Genomic DNA, 18,832 nt, shown 5'->3' on the forward strand with positions numbered 1-18,832 from the left:
CACACGGAGGGCGCTTTCGGTGGTTTTCCGACACCGGCGAGGCCGGCGCGCCGCTACGCGTCGGCGAACTGGCGCGTGAGGGTCCGGCGGTCGCGGCGGGCCACCAGGCGATCGGCCTCCGGGGTGCGCTGGTAGTACACCCGGCTGCCCTCCCGCGTCCGGTTGAGCAGCCCTACGCGATGCAGCCTCAGCAGGTGGTACGAGACCGTCGAGGCGCTCATCCGGTGCCGTTCGGCGAGTTCCGTGGTCGTGCGGGCGCTGCCCAGGTCGGACAGGAGGAGCAGCCGCGCTTCCCCGATCACCTTGCCCAGCGCGTCCGCCGCCGGTTCCTCCACCGGGAGGCCGCTCTCCGCGCCGTTCGGCCCGATCGGATACGCGAGATGGGTGCCGTCCTCGCCCCACGGGTCGTCCCGCAGCAGCCAGGTCGACACGAGCGGCGAGGGGTGCAGCACGATCCTGGTCGACTCGCACACCTTCCAGGAGCGCTCGTCGCGGATGTGCAGCGCGCCGGAGTCGTAGGAGACCGCGGGGTGCAGGGAGTTGAGCGTGGCGCTCAGTCCCCGTCTGGCCATGGAAGCGGCCCGGTGCCGGATGTCCGCCTCGATCCGGGACTGCGTGACATCCCAGCGGTCCGCGAGGAACGCCAGCCAGTACTGCGCGAGTTCCGACGCCACCCGCTCGACGAACGACCGCTCCCCGGCCTCCAGCGCGGCGGTGATCGTCCGCGTGTCCGCGGAAGCCCTCGACGGCCTTCCGTACTGCCCCCGCTTCAGGAAGCGGTCCATCTGGCGGGCGACCACGGCACTGGGTGTCGACGCCAGCTGATGCAACTCCGCGTCCAGTGAGCCGTACAGGTCGCGGTGGGCGAAGAGGAAACCGGGCGCATAGGTCCGGGTCTCCCGGCGCAGCGCCATCAGCAGGTGCAGGTCCTTCCGGAACAGGACCTCGCGTGCCGCGGAGCGTTCGATGCGCAGTCCCGCGCCGTCGGCGGTCCTGCCGAGCCCCAGCAGAAACACCATCTGCGCCAACGGAGACATCGCGAACGTCGCATCGGTCAGCGCATCGGCACCCAAACGTACAGAAATCACTCGATCCCCCCGCCGTCCTTGGGCGGCAGCCGTCGATCCGGTCACGATCGACAGCCCCCCGTCGGATCGAGATCCTCACAGACGCATCAGGCGCCCCGCCAGATCATTTTCTCGCACATCCGGGACATTCCATCAGTCTCGAAACGTGGCGGGGGCACCTCTTTCGGCCAACCGCCAAACGGAATGACGTGATCCGCCCTTCGACGTCGTTCCAAACTCTCATGTGAAGCGCTCTCTTCCGACGACCGCGGAGGAATACTCCGCATTTCACATCCGGCCAACACCTCGGTGCTTTGTTGACGCAGTCATGTTCAGCCTGTGGAATCAAAGCCGAAAGAGCCAAGCCACCCCCACTTCAGGGAGAGAAATGCGTCGCAGAATTGCCGCCGCCATCGGTTCCGTCGCGCTCGTGGGTGCGACCGCTTTCGGTTTCGCCCAGACGGCGACCGCCGCCGAGACCGGCCCCCAGGCCACCTACCTCTGGCTGTTCCAGCACGACGACTTCGGGGGCAGCAGCAAGAACTTCTCGGGTGACGACCACGACCTGAGCAACACCTTCTGGAACGGCACGTCGAGCCGAGTCGACAACGGTGCCAGCTCGATGAAGAACCAGACCAGCCGCGACGTGGCGCTGTACCAGAACGTCGGCTGCTCCGGCGACAACTACTTCGCCCGCGCCAACTCCGTCGACGCGGACTTCAGCAACAACTCGTTCGACAACAAGGCCAGTTGCGTGGACTTCCGCTAGACGCGACGAGGGCGGTGCAGAGATGTCTCCGACCGTGACACACCCCCGCGCCGCCCTCCTCACGGCGCTGGCGGTCCTGGCGACGGGCTGTGCGGCGAGTGCCGCGCCCCGGAGCGACAGCGCCCCCGAGCCCGTGGCCCCCACCGCCGAGGTACGGGGCCTGATCCTGCCGTTCGACGCCTACGAACCCTCCCATCTGGAGTCGTTCGTGGTCGCCGAGGCGCGCGACCTGCTGATGCGGTCGTGCATGCGGGCCCGCGGCCATGACTGGAAAGTCCTCGACTATCCCGCACATATCGACGACCTGAAGAACCGACGGCGATACGGGGTCATCGAAATAGCGGTGGCCCGGAAATTCGGGTACCACGCGAATGCGGCGGTGATGTCGGCGGGCACCGACATCACGAACCTGCGCAAGAAACGCGACGAACAACTCGGATCCGCCGGCATGCGAGCGGCCTACGACGAGAAGAACGGCTGCGGATACAAGGCGAACGACCGTCTTCAGCGCGACGGGGCGAATGCCGACTACGACCGTTTCAACCGACTGAGTTCCGAAATTCTGGCGCGGGCCAAGAAGGAGCCGGAGTCGCGCGCGGCGCTGAAGAACTGGGAAACGTGCATGCGGCAGAAGGGCTTCGACTACCGCACACCCGACGAGTCCATCGCCGATTCCCGCTGGTGGTCCCGGAAACCGCCCGGGGCGTCGCGCGAAGAGATCGCCACAGCCATGGCGGACGTCCGGTGCAAACAGCGCACTCGCCTGGTCGCCGTCCTGTTCGGGGCGGAGTCCCGGCTCCAGCGGCAGTCCGTGGCGAGTGACCGCGGCTACTTCGCCCGGCTCGCCGCCGCGAAGGCCAGGAACCTGGAACAGGCCCGGGAGATCATCGACCGGCACTGACGGAACGGCCCGCCTTCTCCGGCGCCCCTGCCGCGGCCCGCCCCGCGACGGCCGGCCGCGGCCCCGTCAGCACGTGGACGAGCCCGAAGCCCGCCCCGACCACGACCGCCCCGCCCACCGCGTCCAGCACCCAGTGGTTCGCCGTCACGACGATCGCGGAGCCGGTGAGCAGCGGGTGCACCAGCCCCAGCACCTTGATCCACCACCGGCTTGCCAGCATCGCGATCACCACCCCGCACCACAGCGACCAGCCGAAGTGCAGGGACGGCATGGCCGCGTACTGGTTGGTGATGTCCGTGAGCGTGCCGTAGTCGGGCTGGGAGAAGTCCTGGACGCCGTGGACGGTGTCGACGAAGCCGAGCGTCGGCATCAGCCGCGGCGGGGCGAGCGGGTAGAGCCAGAAGCCGGCCAGGGCGAGCAGGGTGGCGAAGCCGATGGCGGAGCGGGCCCAGCGGTAGTCGGCGGGGCGGCGCCAGTACAGGACGGCGAGGACGGCCAGCGGGACGACGAAGTGGAACGACTCGTAGTAGAAGTCGGAGAAGTCCCGCAGCCAGCCGGTCCGCGCCACGGCGTGGTTGGCCCAGTGCTCGATGTCGATGTGCAGGGCGCGTTCCAGGCCGAGGATCTGCCAGGCGTGCTCCTCCGCCTCGGCCCGGCCTGCCGAGATGCTTCCGCCGGTGGCGGCGAGCCGGACCTGGGAGTAGGCGGCGTAGGCGGCCCGGAGGAGGAGCAGCTCCAGGAGGAGGTTCGGCCGGGTGAGGGCCCGGCGCAGGAAGGGCGGTGGCAGATGCCGGAAGCGGGCCGGGGCGGCGGGCGCGTACGCGGTCGGTGTCGGCGACTGGTAGTACGGCGAGGCCCGGGACAGGAACGGCACGGCCACGGCGGCGGCCAGGGCGGCCAGCAGGACGAGCTCGGCGCGCAGCGGGTCCAGTGCCGCCATGTCCGGAAGCAGCAGCCTGGTCGGCAGGGTCATGACCAGGACGACGGCGACGGGCCATACGTACCGGTCACGGGCGCGCCTGCCGGCCCGGCCGACGACCGCGAGCAGCACCCACAGCAGCTGGTGCTGCCAGGCCGTGGGCGAGACGACGATGGCGGCGCAGCCGGTGATCGCGACGGCGAGGAGCAGTTGGCCGTCGCCGAAGTACCGCACGGCGCGGCGCAGGGCGAGGACGGCGACGGCCACGCCGAGGACCAGGAGGAGCGCGACCTCCAGGGGGCCGTTCAGGCCGAGCCGCAGCAGGGCGCCGTGCAGGGACTGGTTGCCGAGGTCGTCGGCCCGGCCGCCGAGGCCGACGCCGGCCAGGTGGTGGACCCAGTAGACGGAGGAGTCGTGCGGCATCGCCGCCCAGGCGAGCCCGGTGCAGGCGGCGAAGGTGACGCCACCGGAGAGCGCGGCGTGTCTGCGGCCGGTGCACCACAGCAGGGGCGTGAAGAGCAGCAGGGTGGGCTGGAGCGCCGCCGCGACCCCGATGAGCAGTCCGCTGGTCCGCTGCCCGTGGGCGACGAAGCAGCCGAGCAGGACGAGCAGGACCGGGATGATGCTGGTCTGGCCGAGCCACAGGGTGTTGCGGACCGGCAGGGACAGCATCAGCAGGCCGATGGCGACGGGGGCGGCCAGCAGCGCCGTGCGGCGGCCGATGGGCTGGGGCAGGGCGCGGGCGGCGATCAGGCCGAGGGCGGCGACCAGCAGCAGCGTGCCGAAGGTCCAGCCCCAGCCGAGTGCCTGTTCGGCCGAACGGGTGAGGGGCTTGAGGACGAGCCCGTTGAAGGGGGTGCCGGTGAAGCGGGTCGAGTCGTAGAGCGAGCCGTTCACATGCAGGACGCCGTTCGGCCCGACCCAGGTCTCCAGGGCCGTCAGCCGCTCCCCGCGGGGGGTGCCGAGGACGACTGTCACCTGCCGTGCGGCGAGGACGGCGACGATCAGCCACAGCCCGAGGCAAACCATGCGCAGGCGTGCGTGAGGCCTGCCGACGGCTGTCGCTCCGAAGGCTTCCGTCGGTCGTCCGCCGCGCTCCGCATTCGTCACGCCTCGTTGGCCTTCTGCCCGGTATGACCCTTACGCCCCCTTCATCCGGTTGACGATAGTGCGCGCGACGCGCGGTTGCCTCTCGTGAACGCGAGAAGGATCACATCAAGATCACGTGGGAACCGCTCCCAGCCGGGCATGCGTGCCTGCATAGCCGGTGTTTAGATGCACCCTGCAACGAAAGGCATACCGCCCGTGAGCGGGCATTCTCCGCCTATCGTCGCTTTCTCGGCCCGTTCGACAGCGCCGCCGCGCGGACCGCGTCCCTGTCCCCGATGAAAGGTAGGCGAGCGAGTCTTGTGACTGCCTCGGTCATTGCTCCCACGTCCGCGCTCAAGAGCCGCACGACGAAGGCCCACGACACCACCGTCACCGACCCCGCGCTCGTCAAGCGCGCCGTGAAGGCGGCCGCGCTGGGCAACGCGATGGAATGGTTCGACTTCGGTGTCTACAGCTACATCGCGGTCACTCTGGGCAAGGTCTTCTTCCCGTCGGGCAACCCCACCGCGCAGCTGCTCTCCACGTTCGGCGCCTTCGCCGCGGCCTTCCTGGTCCGCCCCCTCGGCGGCATGGTCTTCGGCCCGCTCGGCGACCGCGTCGGACGCCAGAAGGTCCTCGCGCTCACCATGATCATGATGGCCGCGGGCACCTTCGCGATCGGTCTGATCCCGTCGTACGCGACGATCGGTGTCGGCGCGCCGATCCTGCTTCTCGTGGCCCGCCTCGTGCAGGGCTTCTCCACCGGCGGCGAGTACGCGGGCGCCTCCACCTTCATCGCCGAGTACGCCCCCGACAAGCGGCGCGGCTTCCTCGGCAGCTGGCTGGAGTTCGGCACGCTGGCCGGCTACATCGGCGGCGCGGGCCTGGTCACCCTGATGACCGCCCTGCTCTCCGCCGACGACCTGACCTCCTGGGGCTGGCGCCTCCCGTTCCTGATCGCGGGTCCGATGGGCATCATCGGCCTCTACCTGCGGATGCGCCTCGAGGAGACCCCGGCGTTCGCCGCCGAGGCCGAGAAGGCCGAGCACAACCGGCCCAAGGTGCCGCTGCGCGAGATGATCACCGGCCAGTGGCGCGCGCTGCTGCTCTGCGTCGGCCTGGTGCTGGTCTTCAACGTCACCGACTACATGCTGCTGTCGTACATGCCGACCTACCTGACCGGTCAGCTGCACTACGACGAGACGCACGGTCTGCTCGTCGTCCTCGGTGTGATGGCGCTGATGATGATCGCCCAGCCGTTCGTCGGCGCGCTGACCGACCGCGTCGGCCGCCGCCCGGTGATCGCCACCGGCTGTGCGGGCTTCCTGCTGCTGTCCGTCCCGGCCCTGCTGCTGATCCGCGAGGGCAGTCTGCTCGCGGTCGGGCTCGGCATGGGCGCGCTGGGCATGCTGCTGGTGTGCTTCACCGCCGCGATGCCCTCGGCGCTCCCGGCGCTCTTCCCGACCCGGGTCCGCTACGGCTCGCTCTCGATCGGCTTCAACGTCTCCGTGTCGCTGTTCGGCGGCACGACCCCGCTGGTGGTGACGGCCCTGATCGGCGCGACCGGGGACATGATGATGCCCGCGTACTACATGATGGCCGCGGCCGTGATCGGCGGTTTCGCGGTGTGGCGCATGGCGGAGTCGGCGGGACGCCCGCTACCGGGCTCGGCACCGTCCGTCACGGAGGAATAAGACACGCCGGTCGAAACCCCCCTGACAGCGGACCGCCGCACCAACTATCTTCGACAGCGCCAGTAGTTAGGGAATCTAACTATGCGTACGAAAGGTAGAGGTGCATGAGCGAGTCGCACGTCTGGGACGAGGTCGACGCCTACTTCACCGCCCACCTCGCACCGGACGACGAAGACCTGGCGGCGGCGCTGCGCGACAGCGACGCCGCCGGGCTTCCGCACATCAACGTCGCGGGGAACCAGGGCAAGCTCCTCCAGCTCCTCGCCCAGATCCAGGGCGCCCGCCACATCCTGGAGATCGGCACGCTCGGCGGCTACAGCACCATCTGGCTGGGCCGCGCCCTGCCCGCCGACGGGCGGCTGGTCTCCCTGGAGTACGACCCCGTGCACGCCGAGGTCGCCGTCCGCAACATCGCCCGCGCCGGTCTCGACAAGCTGGTCGAGGTGCGGGTCGGCCCGGCCCTGGAGTCGCTGCCCAAGCTGGCCGACGAGAACCCGCCCCCGTTCGACCTGGTCTTCATCGACGCCGACAAGGCCAACAACCCGCACTACGTCGAGTGGGCCGTGAAGCTCACCAGCACGGGCAGCCTGATCGTCCTCGACAACGTCGTCCGCGGCGGCCGGGTGACCGACGCGGCCAGCTCGGCCCCGGACGTGGTGGGCACCCGCTCCGCGATCGAACTGATCGGCAGCCATCCGAGGCTGAGCGGGACGGCGATCCAGACGGTCGGCACGAAGGGCTACGACGGGTTCGCGGTGGCCCGGGTGCTGGCCTGAGGGGCCCTTGTGCAAGGACCCTGAGATCGGCGGGTCGCGGTCAGACCTCGTGGTAGAAGCCCACGTTGACGCTGCGCGGGGCGGTGCGGTCCTGGATGATGATCTCGCCGCTGCCGCCCCGTGGAAGCGGGACGGTGCCGCCGTAGGCGAGGGGCTGGGCGTACTCCCCGACCGTCAGCCGGACTTCGGAGGACGGGTCGGGCTGGGAGCCGCGCAGCCAGGTGAGCTGCCAGGTCCCCTCGGGGCCGCACAGGAACTCCAGATGGACCCGGGAGACGAACAGCCAGTCGTCCGGCGTCGAGAGCCGGCACACCGACTTGTCGCGGCCCACCCGCAGCACGGCACCCGGCTCGCTGGGCGCGTCGGCCATGAGCATGCCGGCCGTGGCACCCTCCTCCGCCGGGGACACGGCGGCCATGGTGAGTTCGAGCACGTGCGCTCCTCCTGAGACGTCCTGGTGGGCCTGTCAGGCCTGTGTGTCGGACAGGTCCTGAGCCCGCCGCATGATAGAACGCCCGACTGCACGCTGTCCGGCACAATGGCCTCATGACCGAGCGAAAGCCACCCGGCGTCGACTTCGAGTCCTGGGTCGACAAACAGATCCGTGACGCGGAGACCCGCGGCGAGTTCGAACGGTTGCCGGGGGCGGGCAAGCCGCTGCCGGCCGATGTGGACTCCACCTACGACGAACTGTGGTGGATCAAGCGGAAGATGGCCCGCGAGGGCTTCTCCGTCCTGCCGCCGGCACTGGCGTTGCGCAAGGAGGCCGAGGACGCGCTGACCGCGGCCCTCGCGGCGCCCTCGGAGCGGATCGCACGGAAGATCATCACGGAGATCAACGACAAGATCCGCGAGATGATGTTCAAGCCGCCGCCCGGCCCCCCGCTGGGCAAGAAGCCGTACGACGTCGAGGACGTCGTACGGCAGTGGCGGGAACGCCGGGCGGATCGGTGAACGGGGATCGGTGAACGGGGTCGCTCACACGTGCAGCAGCCGCTCCGCCAGCTCGCGGTAGTCCTTCAGGGCCAGCCGGAGCTGCTCGGTGTCGGAGCTCGACACCGGCTTGCCCTCGCCGCTCTCGACGGACTGCCAGGAGTGACGCAGGGTACGGCGACGCTGCGCCACGGCCTCGGTGAAGCGGGCCGCGATCTCCTCCAGCACATGGTCGGCCTCCTCTACGGAGGCCCGGGGCCCGTCGACGAACCCGGCGACGGCGTGCTGCAACTGCACGCCGAGCTTGTCGGACTCGTCGTGGGGGAAGAGGTGGGCGTGCTTGCCCTCCCGGGGGGTGCCGGTGGTACCGGGGGTGCTGGTGGTACCGGTGGTACCGGTGTCCTTGGGGACGGTGATCTTGTTGGTGGCGCTCGTGGCGGTGGCGCCTGTGCCGGTCGCGCGCTCGGTGCCGGTGCCGCGTCCGGTGCCCAGGGCGCTCTCGCCTCGGGCGTCGGGGGCGGCGGCGGTGTTCTCGCCGGGCGGTCGGGTCACGTCGGACATTTCCTCAACTCTCCTTCGCCTGACGTCGGTTGAGCGCCCACGGCGTATGTCCGCCACGGGTGTTCGCGGCCTTGCGGCCGCCGTTCAGTCCGGCACGGCGGTGTCCGTCCTCGTGCCGTCCGTCCTCGTGCCGTCCGGCGCCGCCGTCGTGGCGGGCCGGCCGTACCAGTTCCTCGAACAGGGCGCGGGCCGCCACCATGGCCTCCCGCATGTCTTCCGTACCGGTGCCGCCGTCACGGGCGTCCTCCGCGCGCAGATGTGCCGCACGGTGCACGCGCCGATAGCCGTCGACGTGATGGGCGTGGTGCACGGACAGCGCGGCGAGCTGTTCCTCGTACTGGCCGCCGTCCGGGAAGCCCCGGGCGCCGGCGAGTTCGGCGAGCAGCCGGTCCGCCTCGGCGACCGCCTCCCGCGGCGAGTCGACGAACCGCTCCTGGGCGGCCGTCCAGCGCGCCTCGTAGCGCTCGCGCTGCGCGGGGTCCAACGACCGCTCGCGCAGGTCGCCGTGGCGGTGCACCCGCTCGGTGAGTTCGCGCTCGGCGGCCTTGGCGTCGCCGTCGTGGCGTGCGACGGCCCGCTCGTACTCGGGTCCGAAGCGCCGCTTCAGGCTCGGGCCGCGACGAGGCCCGCGGGCGCGCAGGGTCATGACGGCCGCGATGATGACGACGACCGCCGCGATCACGATCAGGGCAATGATCAGGCCAGTGGACATGGATGCCTTCCGGGTTCTCGGCCCAACCGGCCCTCCTCGCGGACCGGTTCGCCGCACGGGTAGCCCGGAAACCGCCCCCCAAACGGCACACGGCGGTCACACGAAATCCGGTTGCGGGCGCGGTGCGGCACTGGCCGAGAATGCGCTCATGACCTGGACCGTGGCCCCGGAGCCGTACGACTCCCCCGTCGCCGCCGCTCTGTGGCGGGCGTACTACACCGAGCTCAGCGACCGCTGGTACCTGGTGCACGAGGGCCGCCGGACCGACCCGGAGGAGCTGGAGCGGGGGATCGCCGCCCAGCCGGGTGCCGATCTCGCGCCGCCGCGCGGGCGGTTGCTGGTCGCCCGGTACGGCGGTGAGCCGGCCGGCACCGCGGGCGTACGGCGGTACGACGGCACGACCGCCGAGCTCACCCGGGTGTTCCTGCACCCGCCGATGCGCGGCAGGGGCGGTGCCCCGCTGCTGGTCCGGGCCGCCGAGGACGCCGCCCGTAAGTTCGGCGCCGCACGGATGATCCTCGACACCCGCGGCGACCTCGTCGAGGCCCGCGCCCTCTACGCCCGGCTCGGCTACACGGAGACCGAGCCGTACAACGACGACAAGTACGCCGAGCACTGGTTCGCCAAGTCCCTCACCACCTGAACCGGCGTTCAGCCCAGCCGCACCGGCCGCCGCTCCTCCAAGGGCCCGTCGTCGTACGGCCGCTCCCGCCGGGACCCGCACAGTTCGGCGTTCAACTCCCGCACGAGCTGGACCAGATCGGCCGGCCGGTCGGGGCCCCACCAGTCGCCGAGCAGCTCGGCGAGGGACTCCTCGCGGGCCTGGGCCAGCCGCTCGGCGACTTCACGCCCCTGATCGGTCAGGACCAGGCCGAGGCCCTCGCGCACGGCGAGCCGCCGCTCCTCGACCTGGCGGGCGGCCTCGATGATCACGGTCAGCGGCACGGGCATGCTGTCGGCCAGCACGGCAGGCTCCACCTCGCCGTATCTCCGGATCCGCAGCAGCAGCCAGCTCGCCGCGGGCTGGAGGTCGTAGCCCGCCCGGTCGGTGATCTTCCGGTAGATCTCGCGCCGCCCCGCGCGGGTTCCGAGCACCGACAGCGCGCGGCACACCTCGTCGTACGAGGTCCGCTGGACGGGGTTGCTGGCCAGGGTCTCGGTGACGTCGGGCGCGGTGACCGAGCCGCGCAGCCGGTCCTCCTTGAGGAACCAGGCCAGCACGAAGCCGAGGAGCGCGACCGGGGCGGCGTAGAGGAAGACGTCCGTGATGGAGACGGCGTAGGCGTGCAGGGCCGGTGGGCGCAGGCCGGGCGGCAGGGCGGCGATGCCGCGCGGGTCGGCCTCCAGCGTGTCCACGGAGACGCCGGGTGGCAGCCGCGCGCCCCGGAAGGCGTCCGTGAGCTCGTCGCCGAGCCGGCCCGCGAAGATCGTGCCGAAGACGGCGACGCCGAACGAGGCGCCGATCGAGCGGAAGAAGGTCGCGCCGGAGGTGGCGACGCCCAGGTCCTCGTACGGGACGGCGTTCTGCACGATGAGCACGAGGACCTGCATCACCAGGCCGAGGCCCAGTCCGAAGACGAGGAAGAAGCCGCTCAGCTGGACGGTGGAGCTGTTCTCGTCGAGCTGGTGCAGCAGGAGCAGCCCGAGCGTGGTGACGCCGGTGCCGGCGATCGGGAACACCTTCCAGCGCCCGGTACGGCTGACGATCTGGCCGGAGGCCGTCGAGGCCAGCAGCAGGCCCACCACCATCGGCAGCATGTGCACTCCGGACATGGTGGGGCTGACGCCCTGCACGACCTGGAGGAAGGTCGGCAGGTAGGTCATCGCGCCGAACATGGCGAAGCCCACGACGAAACTGATCACGGCGGCGAGCGTGAAGGTACGGACGCGGAACAGCTTCAGCGGCAGCACGGGTTCGGCGGCACGCCGCTCGACGGCGACGAAGGCGACGGCGAGGACCACGCCCAGCACGGCGAGCCCGATGATCTGTGCGGACCCCCATCCCCAGGTCGTCCCGCCGAGGGAGGCGACCAGCACCAGGCAGGTGGCGACGGCCGCGATGAGGAAGGTGCCGAGGTAGTCGATGACGTGCCGTTGCGACCGGCGCGGGAGGTGCAGGACGGTCGCGATCACGGCGAGCGCGACGACGCCGACGGGCAGATTGACGTAGAACACCCAACGCCAGCTCAGATGCTGGGTGAACAGCCCGCCGAGCAGCGGCCCGAGCACACTGGTCGCGCCGAACACGGCCCCGAACAGCCCTTGATAGCGCCCGCGTTCCCTGGGCGGGACGAGGTCCCCGACGACGGCCATCGACAACACGATCAGCCCGCCCCCGCCCAGCCCTTGCAGGGCCCGGAAGGCGATGAGCTGGGTCATGTCCTGCGCGGTGCCGCACAGCGCGGAGCCGATGAGAAAGATCACGATCGCCGTCTGGAACAGCCTCTTGCGGCCGTACTGGTCGCCGAGCTTGCCCCACAGCGGGGTCGCGGCGGTGGCGGCCAGGAGGTAGGCGGTGACGACCCAGGACAGATGGTCCATGCCGCCGAGGTCGCTGACGATGGTGGGCAGCGCGGTCGACACGATGGTCTGGTCCAGTGCGGCGAGCAGCAGGCCGAGGAGCAGGGCGCCGATGGAGACCAGCACGTTCCCGGGAACCTGCTCCGGGGCGAGTGTTTCCGCAGGTGAGGGTACGGGTGACGGTGTCGTGTCGTGCACATCCCCGGCCATGCGACCTCCCGAGGGTCCTGTGACATTTTCCATCGTGACCGGTGTGACGGGGTATGGCCTGCCGAGTCCTTTTGGAAGCGTTCATTCCGGGGGCTCCCCGGCCGCACTGTGGAGAAGATCTGGATAATCTCTGGAGTTCGCGAGGGGAGGAGGAACGCGTGGAACCGCCTAATGGCCACCCGTGCCCGGAGTGCGGCGCGCCCAGACAGCAGGACAAGTCCCCTTCCTGCGTCTGCGCCCACCGGGCCACCGAGGCCCTGCGCGACACCCGCACCGCCCAGGCGGCGGCAGCGGAGGACTTCGACCCGCTGCGGATCCGCCCGTACGTCGAACTCGACGAAGGTGCCGGTCCCGCGGGGCCCGAGGACCCGCCCGCGCAGGACACGACGGCGAAGACTTCCCAGCCGCCTCTGACGGACCCTGCGGGGGGCCCGGGCCCGGGCGCTTCACGCGCGACAGCGGCACAGCCGCCCCCGCCGAGCACCCCGACCGTCCGCCCACTCGCCCAGGCCCCACACTCCGGAGACCCCGCCCAGGCGCCCGGCGGCGCCCCTCGGCAGTCACTCACGGATCCGGTGGGAGCCCCGCGACCGGTCTCGCGTCCCGGGAGCGTCGCGCCGCCGCCCTCCCCCGCTGACACGACCATGCCCCTGCGCCCGGTGGAACCGGATGCGACCACCGCGCCGCCGGTCACCCCGGCCCCGGACGCGACCACCGCGCTGCCGAGCGTCCCGGCCCCGGATCAGGACGCGACCACCGTGCTGCCCGTCGTCCCGGCCGTCTCCGCCCCGGACGCCACCTCCGTGCTCCCGACGCCCCTGGTCCCCGACGGGACCGAGCCGAGCGTCACCGATCTGCGGATGTTCGACCGTGCCGGGACGGCGGCCACGATGCCGAGCAGGCCGGAGTCGGCCGACGCCGAGGCCGAGGCCGGGGCCGGGGCCGGGGGCAGGTCCCGTCGGCGGCGGCGCACGGCCCTCATCGCCGCGGCCGGGGCATGTGTCGCCGTCGTGACGGCGGCGGGGTACGCGAGCGGGCTGTTCTTCTACGAGGGCCCCTCCCGGAACACCGCGCTGCCGGACGACATCCGGGCGAGCGTGCCGGACGCCCCGTCGAGCAGCGCGGCGTCCTCGTCGCCGGAGGAGAGCGCCCCGGCCACGCCGTCGACCCCCGCGGCACCGCCGCCGGCCCCGTCCCGCACCAGCAGCCCGTCGGCGTCCCCGTCACCGTCCGCGCCGAGCCCCTCGGCGAGCCCGTCGCGGACGGCCTCCCCCTCGGCACCCGAGACGTCCGCGTCGGCGAGCAGCCCCGGGAAGACACCGCCGGGCAACTCCCGCCAGAACGGCGACCCCACCGTCCTGCGCCTCGGCGACCGCGGCCCGGAGGTCACGGAACTCCAGTCGCGTCTGCGCCAGTTGTTCCTCTACGACGACGACACCGACGGCACCTTCGACAACCGGCTGCAGGAGGCGGTCCGCAACTACCAGTACTCCCGCGGCGTCCAGAGCGACGACCTCGGCGTCTACGACCGGGAGACCCGGACGAGGCTCGAGTCGGAAACCCGGGAGCCCTGACCCGCCCCCGCCCCGTACGGTGACGCCGTGACTACTCAGGTGATCGTTCTCAACGGCGGTTCGAGCTCCGGCAAGTCCGGACTCGTGCGGTGCCTGCAAGAGGTGCTGCCGGACCCCTGGCCGGCCTTCGGCGTCGACTCGTTCGTCGAGGCGCTGCCCGCGAGGATGAAGGGTTCGGACGGCGGGATCACCTTCGCGTCCGACGGCGGCGTGAACGTGGGCGCGGACTTCCGGGCCCTGGACGCCGCCTGGACCGAGGGCATCGCCGCCATGGCCCGCGCCGGCGCCAAGGTCATCATCGACGACGTCTTCCTCGGCGGCGGAGCCTCCCAGCAGCGGTGGCAGAAGGCTTTGGCCGGGCTCTCCGTGCTGTGGGTCGGCGTCAGGTGCGACAGCGCGGTCGCCGCGGCTCGTGAGATCGCCCGGGGAGACCGGGTCCGGGGCATGGCCGCGGCACAGGCGCGCCTCGTGCACGAGGGCGTGAGCTACGACCTGGAGGTGGACACGACCCACACCGAGTCCCTGGAGTGCGCCCGCACCATCGCCGCCCACATCGGCTGACCGGCCGGCCCCGGGGCGTCACCGGCCCCGGTGTCACCTACGGCCCTCCTCCGGTGTCCGCGACGACGGCCAGCCGGTCGGCGATCCGGCGGCACGCGTGGGCGAGTTCGGGCGGGTGGAGCTCGGTGAGTTCGGTGTCGAAGGTGGCGAGGATCCCGGCGACGCCGGCCCAGGACCAGGCGCCGAGGGTGAGGCGGCAGTGCTCGGCGTCGAGGTGCTCGACGACCGAACCGCCCGGTGCCCAGCGGGCGACGACACCGGCCGGCAGGTTGAGCCGGGCGCTGCCGGTGCACGGCCACTCGGCGGGGGTGTCGCCGCGATCGTGACTGCTCATGACGAAGTGAGCGAGGTCGTCGTAGGGGAGTTCGCGCGGACTGAAGCGGTGTGTCGTGGGGCGGGGGCGGAGCCGGTCGACTCGGTGCACTCGCCACTGGTGGTCTTCGAGGTCGTAGGCGACCAGGTACCACCGGCCGGCCCAGACGACCAACTGGTGGGGCTCGATACGGCGGGCGGGCAGGAAGTCGTCGTCGCCGGTTCCGGGGCGTGAGCCGTCGGCGCGCAGCGTTTCGGTGACGAGTACCTGGCGGTGGCGCGCCGCGGCCCCCACGGCGGTGAGCGCGGCCGAGTCGATGGGCGCTCCAGGGAACTCCCAGTAGTTCCGCAACCTGGTCAGGCGCAGGGACTTCATCGATTCCCGCAGCGCGGCGGGCATGGCCTGTTCCAGGGTGACCAGCGCCCGCGCCGCGTCGTCCCTCAGGCCGAACACCGTGCTGGGCGCGGCCTGCAGGGCCACCGCGACCGCGAGTGCCTGATCGTGGTCGAACACCAGCGGGGGAAGGGTGTGTCCGGCGCCGAGCCGGTAACCGCCGTCGGGCCCGTGGACGGTGGTGATCGGGTATCCGAGCCGGCGCAGGGTCTCGATGTCACGGCGGACGGTGCGCTCACCGACCTCAAGCCCGGCGGCGAGTTCGCGCAGTGGCCACAGCCGGCCCGCGCCGAACAGGGACAGCAGCCGCAGTGCCCGTTCCGAGGTGCTCGCCATCGCCCCATCATGCCCCGGTGGTGGCCACTCGGTGTCCACCACCGGTGTCACTGTGGACTGCCCGTGCGGGCAGTAAGTGGCAGAAAAGGACGGATTGGCATGCGTGTTGTCGTGGTCGGTGGCGGGATCGGTGGACTCGCGCTGGGGGCGGGGTTACGCCGCAGGGGGTTCGAGGTGGCGGTGTTCGACCGTGACACCGACGTGGCGGCGACGGGCGGTTACCACATCACCCTGGACGAGCGGGCCCAGTCGGCGCTGCGGAAGCTGGTGACGCCGGAGACCATGCGGCGGCTGCTGGCGTCGGCCTCGGCGCTGCGGCTGCGCGACCGCGACGCGTTCTGGGACCGTCGCGGCCGGCTGCTCGGCCACGGACCGGATCTCAGCGGCGACGCCGGCATCGACGTCGACCGGATCACCCTGCGCATGCTGCTGGCCGGGGAAGTCGGCGACGACCTGCGTCTGGGGCGGACGGTGTCCGGCGTCGGCCGGGCCGAGGACGGCACACCCCGGGTGCTGTTCACCGACGCCGCTCCCGTCCCGGCGGATCTGGTGGTGGGCGCGGACGGCACCCACTCCCTGGTCGCCCAGCATCTGGCGGGACGCCGGACCAACAGCCCGGCGGGCATCATCGGGTTCTCCGGCCGTACCCTCCGCGCTGATCTGAGCCCCGGTGAGCGGCGACGGCTCGGACCACGGTCAGCGCTGGCGATCGGCCCACGGGGTGCGGCGCTGTATGTCGGCTTTCTGGACCCGGTCGGCAACGCCGCGCTCGACGCCCCCGAACTGCGGATGTCCGTCACCACCGGCCCCACCTACATCTGGGGCGCCATGTTCCCCGAGTCCTCCGCGACCGACTCCCTGCGCGCACTGCGCGACAGCGAGTTGCGGGCCGCGCTGTCGCGACGGTTCCGTGAGCAGGGCTGGGCCGAGCACACGCTTGAAGTCATCGCCCGCGCCGACCCGCACAGCGTGGCCGCGTACCGCTTCAACGCCGCCTCGACCCGTGCCGCCGAGCTCGCGCCCTGGCCCGCGGGCCGTATCACCGCGCTCGGCGACGCCGTCCACGCGACGCCGCCCACCGCCGGAATGGGGGCCGGCGCGGCGATCCGTGACGCCGCCGCCCTGCTTGAGCACCTGGGCGACGTCAAGGACGGCGGTACGACGACGGCCGAGGCCGTGAACCGCTTCGAGGCGGGCATGCGGCGGCGCGGCAGCGAGGTCCTCGGCCTGGCCATGAGAACGGTCCGCTTGATCCTGGCCACGGACACCACGCTGGGCGCCGCCGCCACCGCCGCGGCCACCCCCGTCCTGGCTGCCGCCGCCCGGCTGCGTCATCGATGACCAGGTGTCAGAACCAGTGCAGGCAGTGCGGGGGGCGCTCGGTGCGGAAGAGGGCGTCGGCGAGGGTGGCCGCGCCCGGGTGGTGGGCCCGGATGTGTCCGGCACGCACCAGCGTGCTCGGGGCGGTGCCGCCGAGGTAGACGGAGCCCAGGTCTCTGATGTCCAGGGACAGGTCGGGATCCCGGTCCGTCGGGACGCAGTCGGCCTTGCCGTCCCGGACGGTCAGCAGCCAGCGGTCGTGTCCGCCGAGGAACGGGTCGTCGACGTCGAGGACGAGCTCGCCGTCCGTGCACCAGCCGCGCGCGGTCAGCGCACGCGGTACGTCCAGCAGCCGCACCCAGAGCCAGTCCATGACGCCGCTCACCTCGCCGGCGCGGAGGTCGGCGAGCTGCCAGCGCAGCGGGTGTTCGGGCGGGACGTGCTTGAACACCACCTGAGAGACCAGGTCGTGTTCAAGCACGAACCGGGCCAGGGCCGTGAAGACGGCGTCGTCGGTGGCGATGGTCTCGTCGACCGTCAGGGTGCCGGACTCGATCGAGTAGCTGGCGTACCCGTCCGGGGCGCCGCCGGCGTCCCGGTGGACGGCGACGTAGCGCTGCGCGGGCGAGATCGGGGGCTGTCCCGCGCGCAGGGCCCACCAGCGGTGCGGCCGGGACAGCGCGCCGGGCTGGGCGCGGCGGTACCGGTCGTAGACCTCTTCCAGGATCTCGCCGCACTCGGCCCGCCGCAGCACCTCGACCGAGCCGGCCGCCCGGTCATCGGCCGTTCCACTCGCCCGGTCATCGGCGGTTCCGCTCGCCCGGTCATCGGCCGTTCCGCCCGCCCGGGGGAGGGCGGGGGCGGCCCTGTGGCGAGACACCTTCAGCTCCGCCGTGTGGGTCGCCGGTCCGTAGCCGAACCTGCCGTAGATCGAGGCCTCGGAGGCCAGCAGCACGGAGAGGAACTCCCCGCCGGCCCGCAGCTCGGCGAGCTGATGCCGCATCATCGCGGTGAGCACGCCCTGCCGCCGGTGCGAGGGCAGGACGCCGACGGCCGTCACCCCGGGGACCGGGACGAGGGTCTCACCGGGCAGGGTGAGCTCGAAGGAGTACCTGGCGGCGGTGCCGACGGGCCGCCCGTCCGCCGTCAGGGCGAGCAGACAGCGGTCCGTTTCGAGCGCCGACCACCAGAGCCCGCCGCCCTCGACCGGGGTTTCCGGGAAGAGGCCGAACGCGGCATGAAGGGTGTCGACGAAGACGTCGAGATCCTCGTCGGTCGTAGGACGGATCTCCATCGCTGCCGCTACCTCCTCGTGATACCGGAACCACGACTCGTGGCCTGGCCACAGTGCAGCGTCGCCCCGCGACAAGAGCAAGCGAATTACGACCGGCCCCGCGACCGCGTCGACGGCCGCCGCCCGGTGGGGGCAGGGCGCACCTACCCGACGTACAGGCGGATCGCCCCGTCCCCCGCCGCCTCCACACGCACCCGTGTGAGGTCCTCCACCACCACGTCCGGCTCGTGGACGGCGGCCCGGGGGCCGACGCCCACCACGGTCATCCCGGCCGCGCGTCCCGCCGCGATCCCGGCTCCGGAGTCCTCGAACACCACACAGTCCGCGGGTTCCACGCCCAGTTCGGCGGCGCCCTTCAGGAAGCCCTCGGGGTCGGGCTTGCTCGCCCCGACGGACTCCGCCGTCACCCGCACCTCGGGCTGCTCGAGACCGGCCGCGGCCATCCGTGCCGTCGAGAGCGGTACATCGGCGGAGGTCACGAGCGCGTGCGGCAGCCCGCGCAGCGAGGCGAGGAACTCCGGCGCCCCGGGGATCGCGACGACGCCGTCGGTGTCCGCCGTCTCGTCGGCGAGCATCCGGGCGTTGTCGGCGTAGTTCTGCTCCATCGGCCGCCCGGGCAGCAGCAGCGCCATCGAGGCGTAGCCCTGGCGTCCGTGGACGACCTTCATGACCTCGTCCCCGTCGAGCCCTTGCCGCTCGGCCCAGCGCCGCCAGACGCGTTCGACGGCGGCATCGGAGTTGACGAGGGTGCCGTCCATGTCCAGCAGGAGGGCGCGGGCGGTGAGCACGGCGGTGGCCGTCATCGGCTGCTCCAAGGCTCAGGACGCGAGAGGCGCGGCCTGCGCCTCCGGCACGTCAAGCGCGGTAGAGGGGGCAGACGACGGATCGCG

General features: G+C 71.8%; 18 protein-coding genes. 9 read left to right on the plus strand and 9 right to left on the minus strand.

The window, feature by feature from the left end:
- Positions 1-53: 53 nt before the first annotated feature.
- Positions 54-1,019: an ArsR family transcriptional regulator gene (locus tag ACIBK5_RS14890; protein ID WP_399019582.1), complete on the minus strand. Its 966-nt coding sequence runs from the start codon at positions 1,017-1,019 to the stop codon at positions 54-56.
- A gap of 436 nt (positions 1,020-1,455) precedes the next feature.
- Between ACIBK5_RS14890 and ACIBK5_RS14895 the strand changes: the two genes are divergently transcribed.
- Positions 1,456-1,836, plus strand: a complete 381-nt coding sequence (locus ACIBK5_RS14895) for a peptidase inhibitor family I36 protein (protein ID WP_399019584.1) — start codon at positions 1,456-1,458, stop codon at positions 1,834-1,836.
- Between the two features lie 22 nt (positions 1,837-1,858).
- On the plus strand, positions 1,859-2,737 hold the full coding sequence (locus ACIBK5_RS14900) for a hypothetical protein (protein ID WP_399019585.1): 879 nt from the start codon (positions 1,859-1,861) through the stop codon (positions 2,735-2,737).
- Here ACIBK5_RS14900 and ACIBK5_RS14905 read toward each other — a convergent pair.
- Positions 2,721-4,766, minus strand: coding sequence for a phosphatase PAP2 family protein (locus ACIBK5_RS14905; RefSeq protein WP_399019587.1), 2,046 nt, complete (start codon positions 4,764-4,766; stop codon positions 2,721-2,723). The genes ACIBK5_RS14900 and ACIBK5_RS14905 overlap by 17 nt on opposite strands.
- A 275-nt stretch (positions 4,767-5,041) precedes the next feature.
- Here ACIBK5_RS14905 and proP point away from each other — a divergent pair, with 275 nt between their 5' ends.
- Positions 5,042-6,439 carry a glycine betaine/L-proline transporter ProP gene (proP, locus tag ACIBK5_RS14910; protein WP_399019589.1) on the plus strand — a complete coding sequence of 466 codons (1,398 nt, stop codon included), beginning with the start codon at positions 5,042-5,044 and terminating at the stop codon, positions 6,437-6,439.
- Between the two features lie 104 nt (positions 6,440-6,543).
- Positions 6,544-7,215, plus strand: a complete 672-nt coding sequence (locus ACIBK5_RS14915; RefSeq protein WP_399019591.1) for an O-methyltransferase — start codon at positions 6,544-6,546, stop codon at positions 7,213-7,215.
- A 40-nt stretch (positions 7,216-7,255) separates the two neighbouring features.
- Here the strand turns inward: ACIBK5_RS14915 and ACIBK5_RS14920 are convergent, their stop codons facing one another.
- Entirely contained in the window at positions 7,256-7,648 is a 393-nt protein-coding gene (locus tag ACIBK5_RS14920; RefSeq protein ID WP_189724807.1) for an FHA domain-containing protein, read from the minus strand.
- A gap of 113 nt (positions 7,649-7,761) precedes the next feature.
- On the opposite strand from ACIBK5_RS14920, the gene ACIBK5_RS14925 reads away from it, so the two are divergent.
- Positions 7,762-8,169 carry a DUF1992 domain-containing protein gene (locus ACIBK5_RS14925; RefSeq protein ID WP_399019593.1) on the plus strand — a complete coding sequence of 136 codons (408 nt, stop codon included), beginning with the start codon at positions 7,762-7,764 and terminating at the stop codon, positions 8,167-8,169.
- 24 nt (positions 8,170-8,193) lie between these two features.
- Here the strand turns inward: ACIBK5_RS14925 and ACIBK5_RS14930 are convergent, their stop codons facing one another.
- Positions 8,194-8,709 (minus strand): hypothetical protein, encoded by a 516-nt coding sequence (locus ACIBK5_RS14930; protein WP_399019595.1) that lies wholly within the window; start codon positions 8,707-8,709, stop codon positions 8,194-8,196.
- A 4-nt stretch (positions 8,710-8,713) separates the two neighbouring features.
- Positions 8,714-9,421: a hypothetical protein gene (locus ACIBK5_RS14935; RefSeq protein ID WP_399019597.1), complete on the minus strand. Its 708-nt coding sequence runs from the start codon at positions 9,419-9,421 to the stop codon at positions 8,714-8,716.
- Positions 9,422-9,569: 148 nt separating this feature from the next.
- On the opposite strand from ACIBK5_RS14935, the gene ACIBK5_RS14940 reads away from it, so the two are divergent.
- Entirely contained in the window at positions 9,570-10,064 is a 495-nt protein-coding gene (locus tag ACIBK5_RS14940; protein ID WP_399019599.1) for a GNAT family N-acetyltransferase, read from the plus strand.
- A gap of 8 nt (positions 10,065-10,072) precedes the next feature.
- Here the strand turns inward: ACIBK5_RS14940 and ACIBK5_RS14945 are convergent, their stop codons facing one another.
- Positions 10,073-12,151, minus strand: coding sequence for a DHA2 family efflux MFS transporter permease subunit (locus tag ACIBK5_RS14945; RefSeq protein WP_399019601.1), 2,079 nt, complete (start codon positions 12,149-12,151; stop codon positions 10,073-10,075).
- A gap of 158 nt (positions 12,152-12,309) precedes the next feature.
- On the opposite strand from ACIBK5_RS14945, the gene ACIBK5_RS14950 reads away from it, so the two are divergent.
- On the plus strand, positions 12,310-13,725 hold the full coding sequence (locus tag ACIBK5_RS14950) for a peptidoglycan-binding protein (RefSeq protein ID WP_399019603.1): 1,416 nt from the start codon (positions 12,310-12,312) through the stop codon (positions 13,723-13,725).
- A 27-nt stretch (positions 13,726-13,752) separates the two neighbouring features.
- Positions 13,753-14,286, plus strand: coding sequence for a chloramphenicol phosphotransferase CPT (cpt, locus tag ACIBK5_RS14955; RefSeq protein WP_399019605.1), 534 nt, complete (start codon positions 13,753-13,755; stop codon positions 14,284-14,286).
- Between the two features lie 37 nt (positions 14,287-14,323).
- Here cpt and ACIBK5_RS14960 read toward each other — a convergent pair whose 3' ends face one another.
- On the minus strand, positions 14,324-15,328 hold the full coding sequence (locus ACIBK5_RS14960) for a helix-turn-helix transcriptional regulator (protein WP_399019607.1): 1,005 nt from the start codon (positions 15,326-15,328) through the stop codon (positions 14,324-14,326).
- 99 nt (positions 15,329-15,427) lie between these two features.
- On the opposite strand from ACIBK5_RS14960, the gene ACIBK5_RS14965 reads away from it, so the two are divergent.
- Complete coding sequence (locus tag ACIBK5_RS14965; RefSeq protein WP_399019609.1) at positions 15,428-16,669, plus strand: FAD-dependent oxidoreductase; 1,242 nt, start codon at positions 15,428-15,430, stop codon at positions 16,667-16,669.
- Positions 16,670-16,676: 7 nt separating this feature from the next.
- Here the strand turns inward: ACIBK5_RS14965 and ACIBK5_RS14970 are convergent, their stop codons facing one another.
- Together ACIBK5_RS14970 and ACIBK5_RS14975 are read right to left on the minus strand one after the other, a co-directional pair.
- A complete protein-coding gene (locus ACIBK5_RS14970; protein WP_399019611.1) occupies positions 16,677-17,942 on the minus strand; it encodes a GNAT family N-acetyltransferase in 1,266 nt (421 codons plus the stop codon).
- Positions 17,943-18,085: 143 nt separating this feature from the next.
- Complete coding sequence (locus ACIBK5_RS14975; protein ID WP_399019613.1) at positions 18,086-18,745, minus strand: HAD-IA family hydrolase; 660 nt, start codon at positions 18,743-18,745, stop codon at positions 18,086-18,088.
- Between the last annotated feature and the right edge of the window lie 87 nt (positions 18,746-18,832).

This window comes from Streptomyces sp. NPDC050546 (assembly GCF_044457425.1).
Lineage (GTDB): Bacteria > Actinomycetota > Actinomycetes > Streptomycetales > Streptomycetaceae > Streptomyces.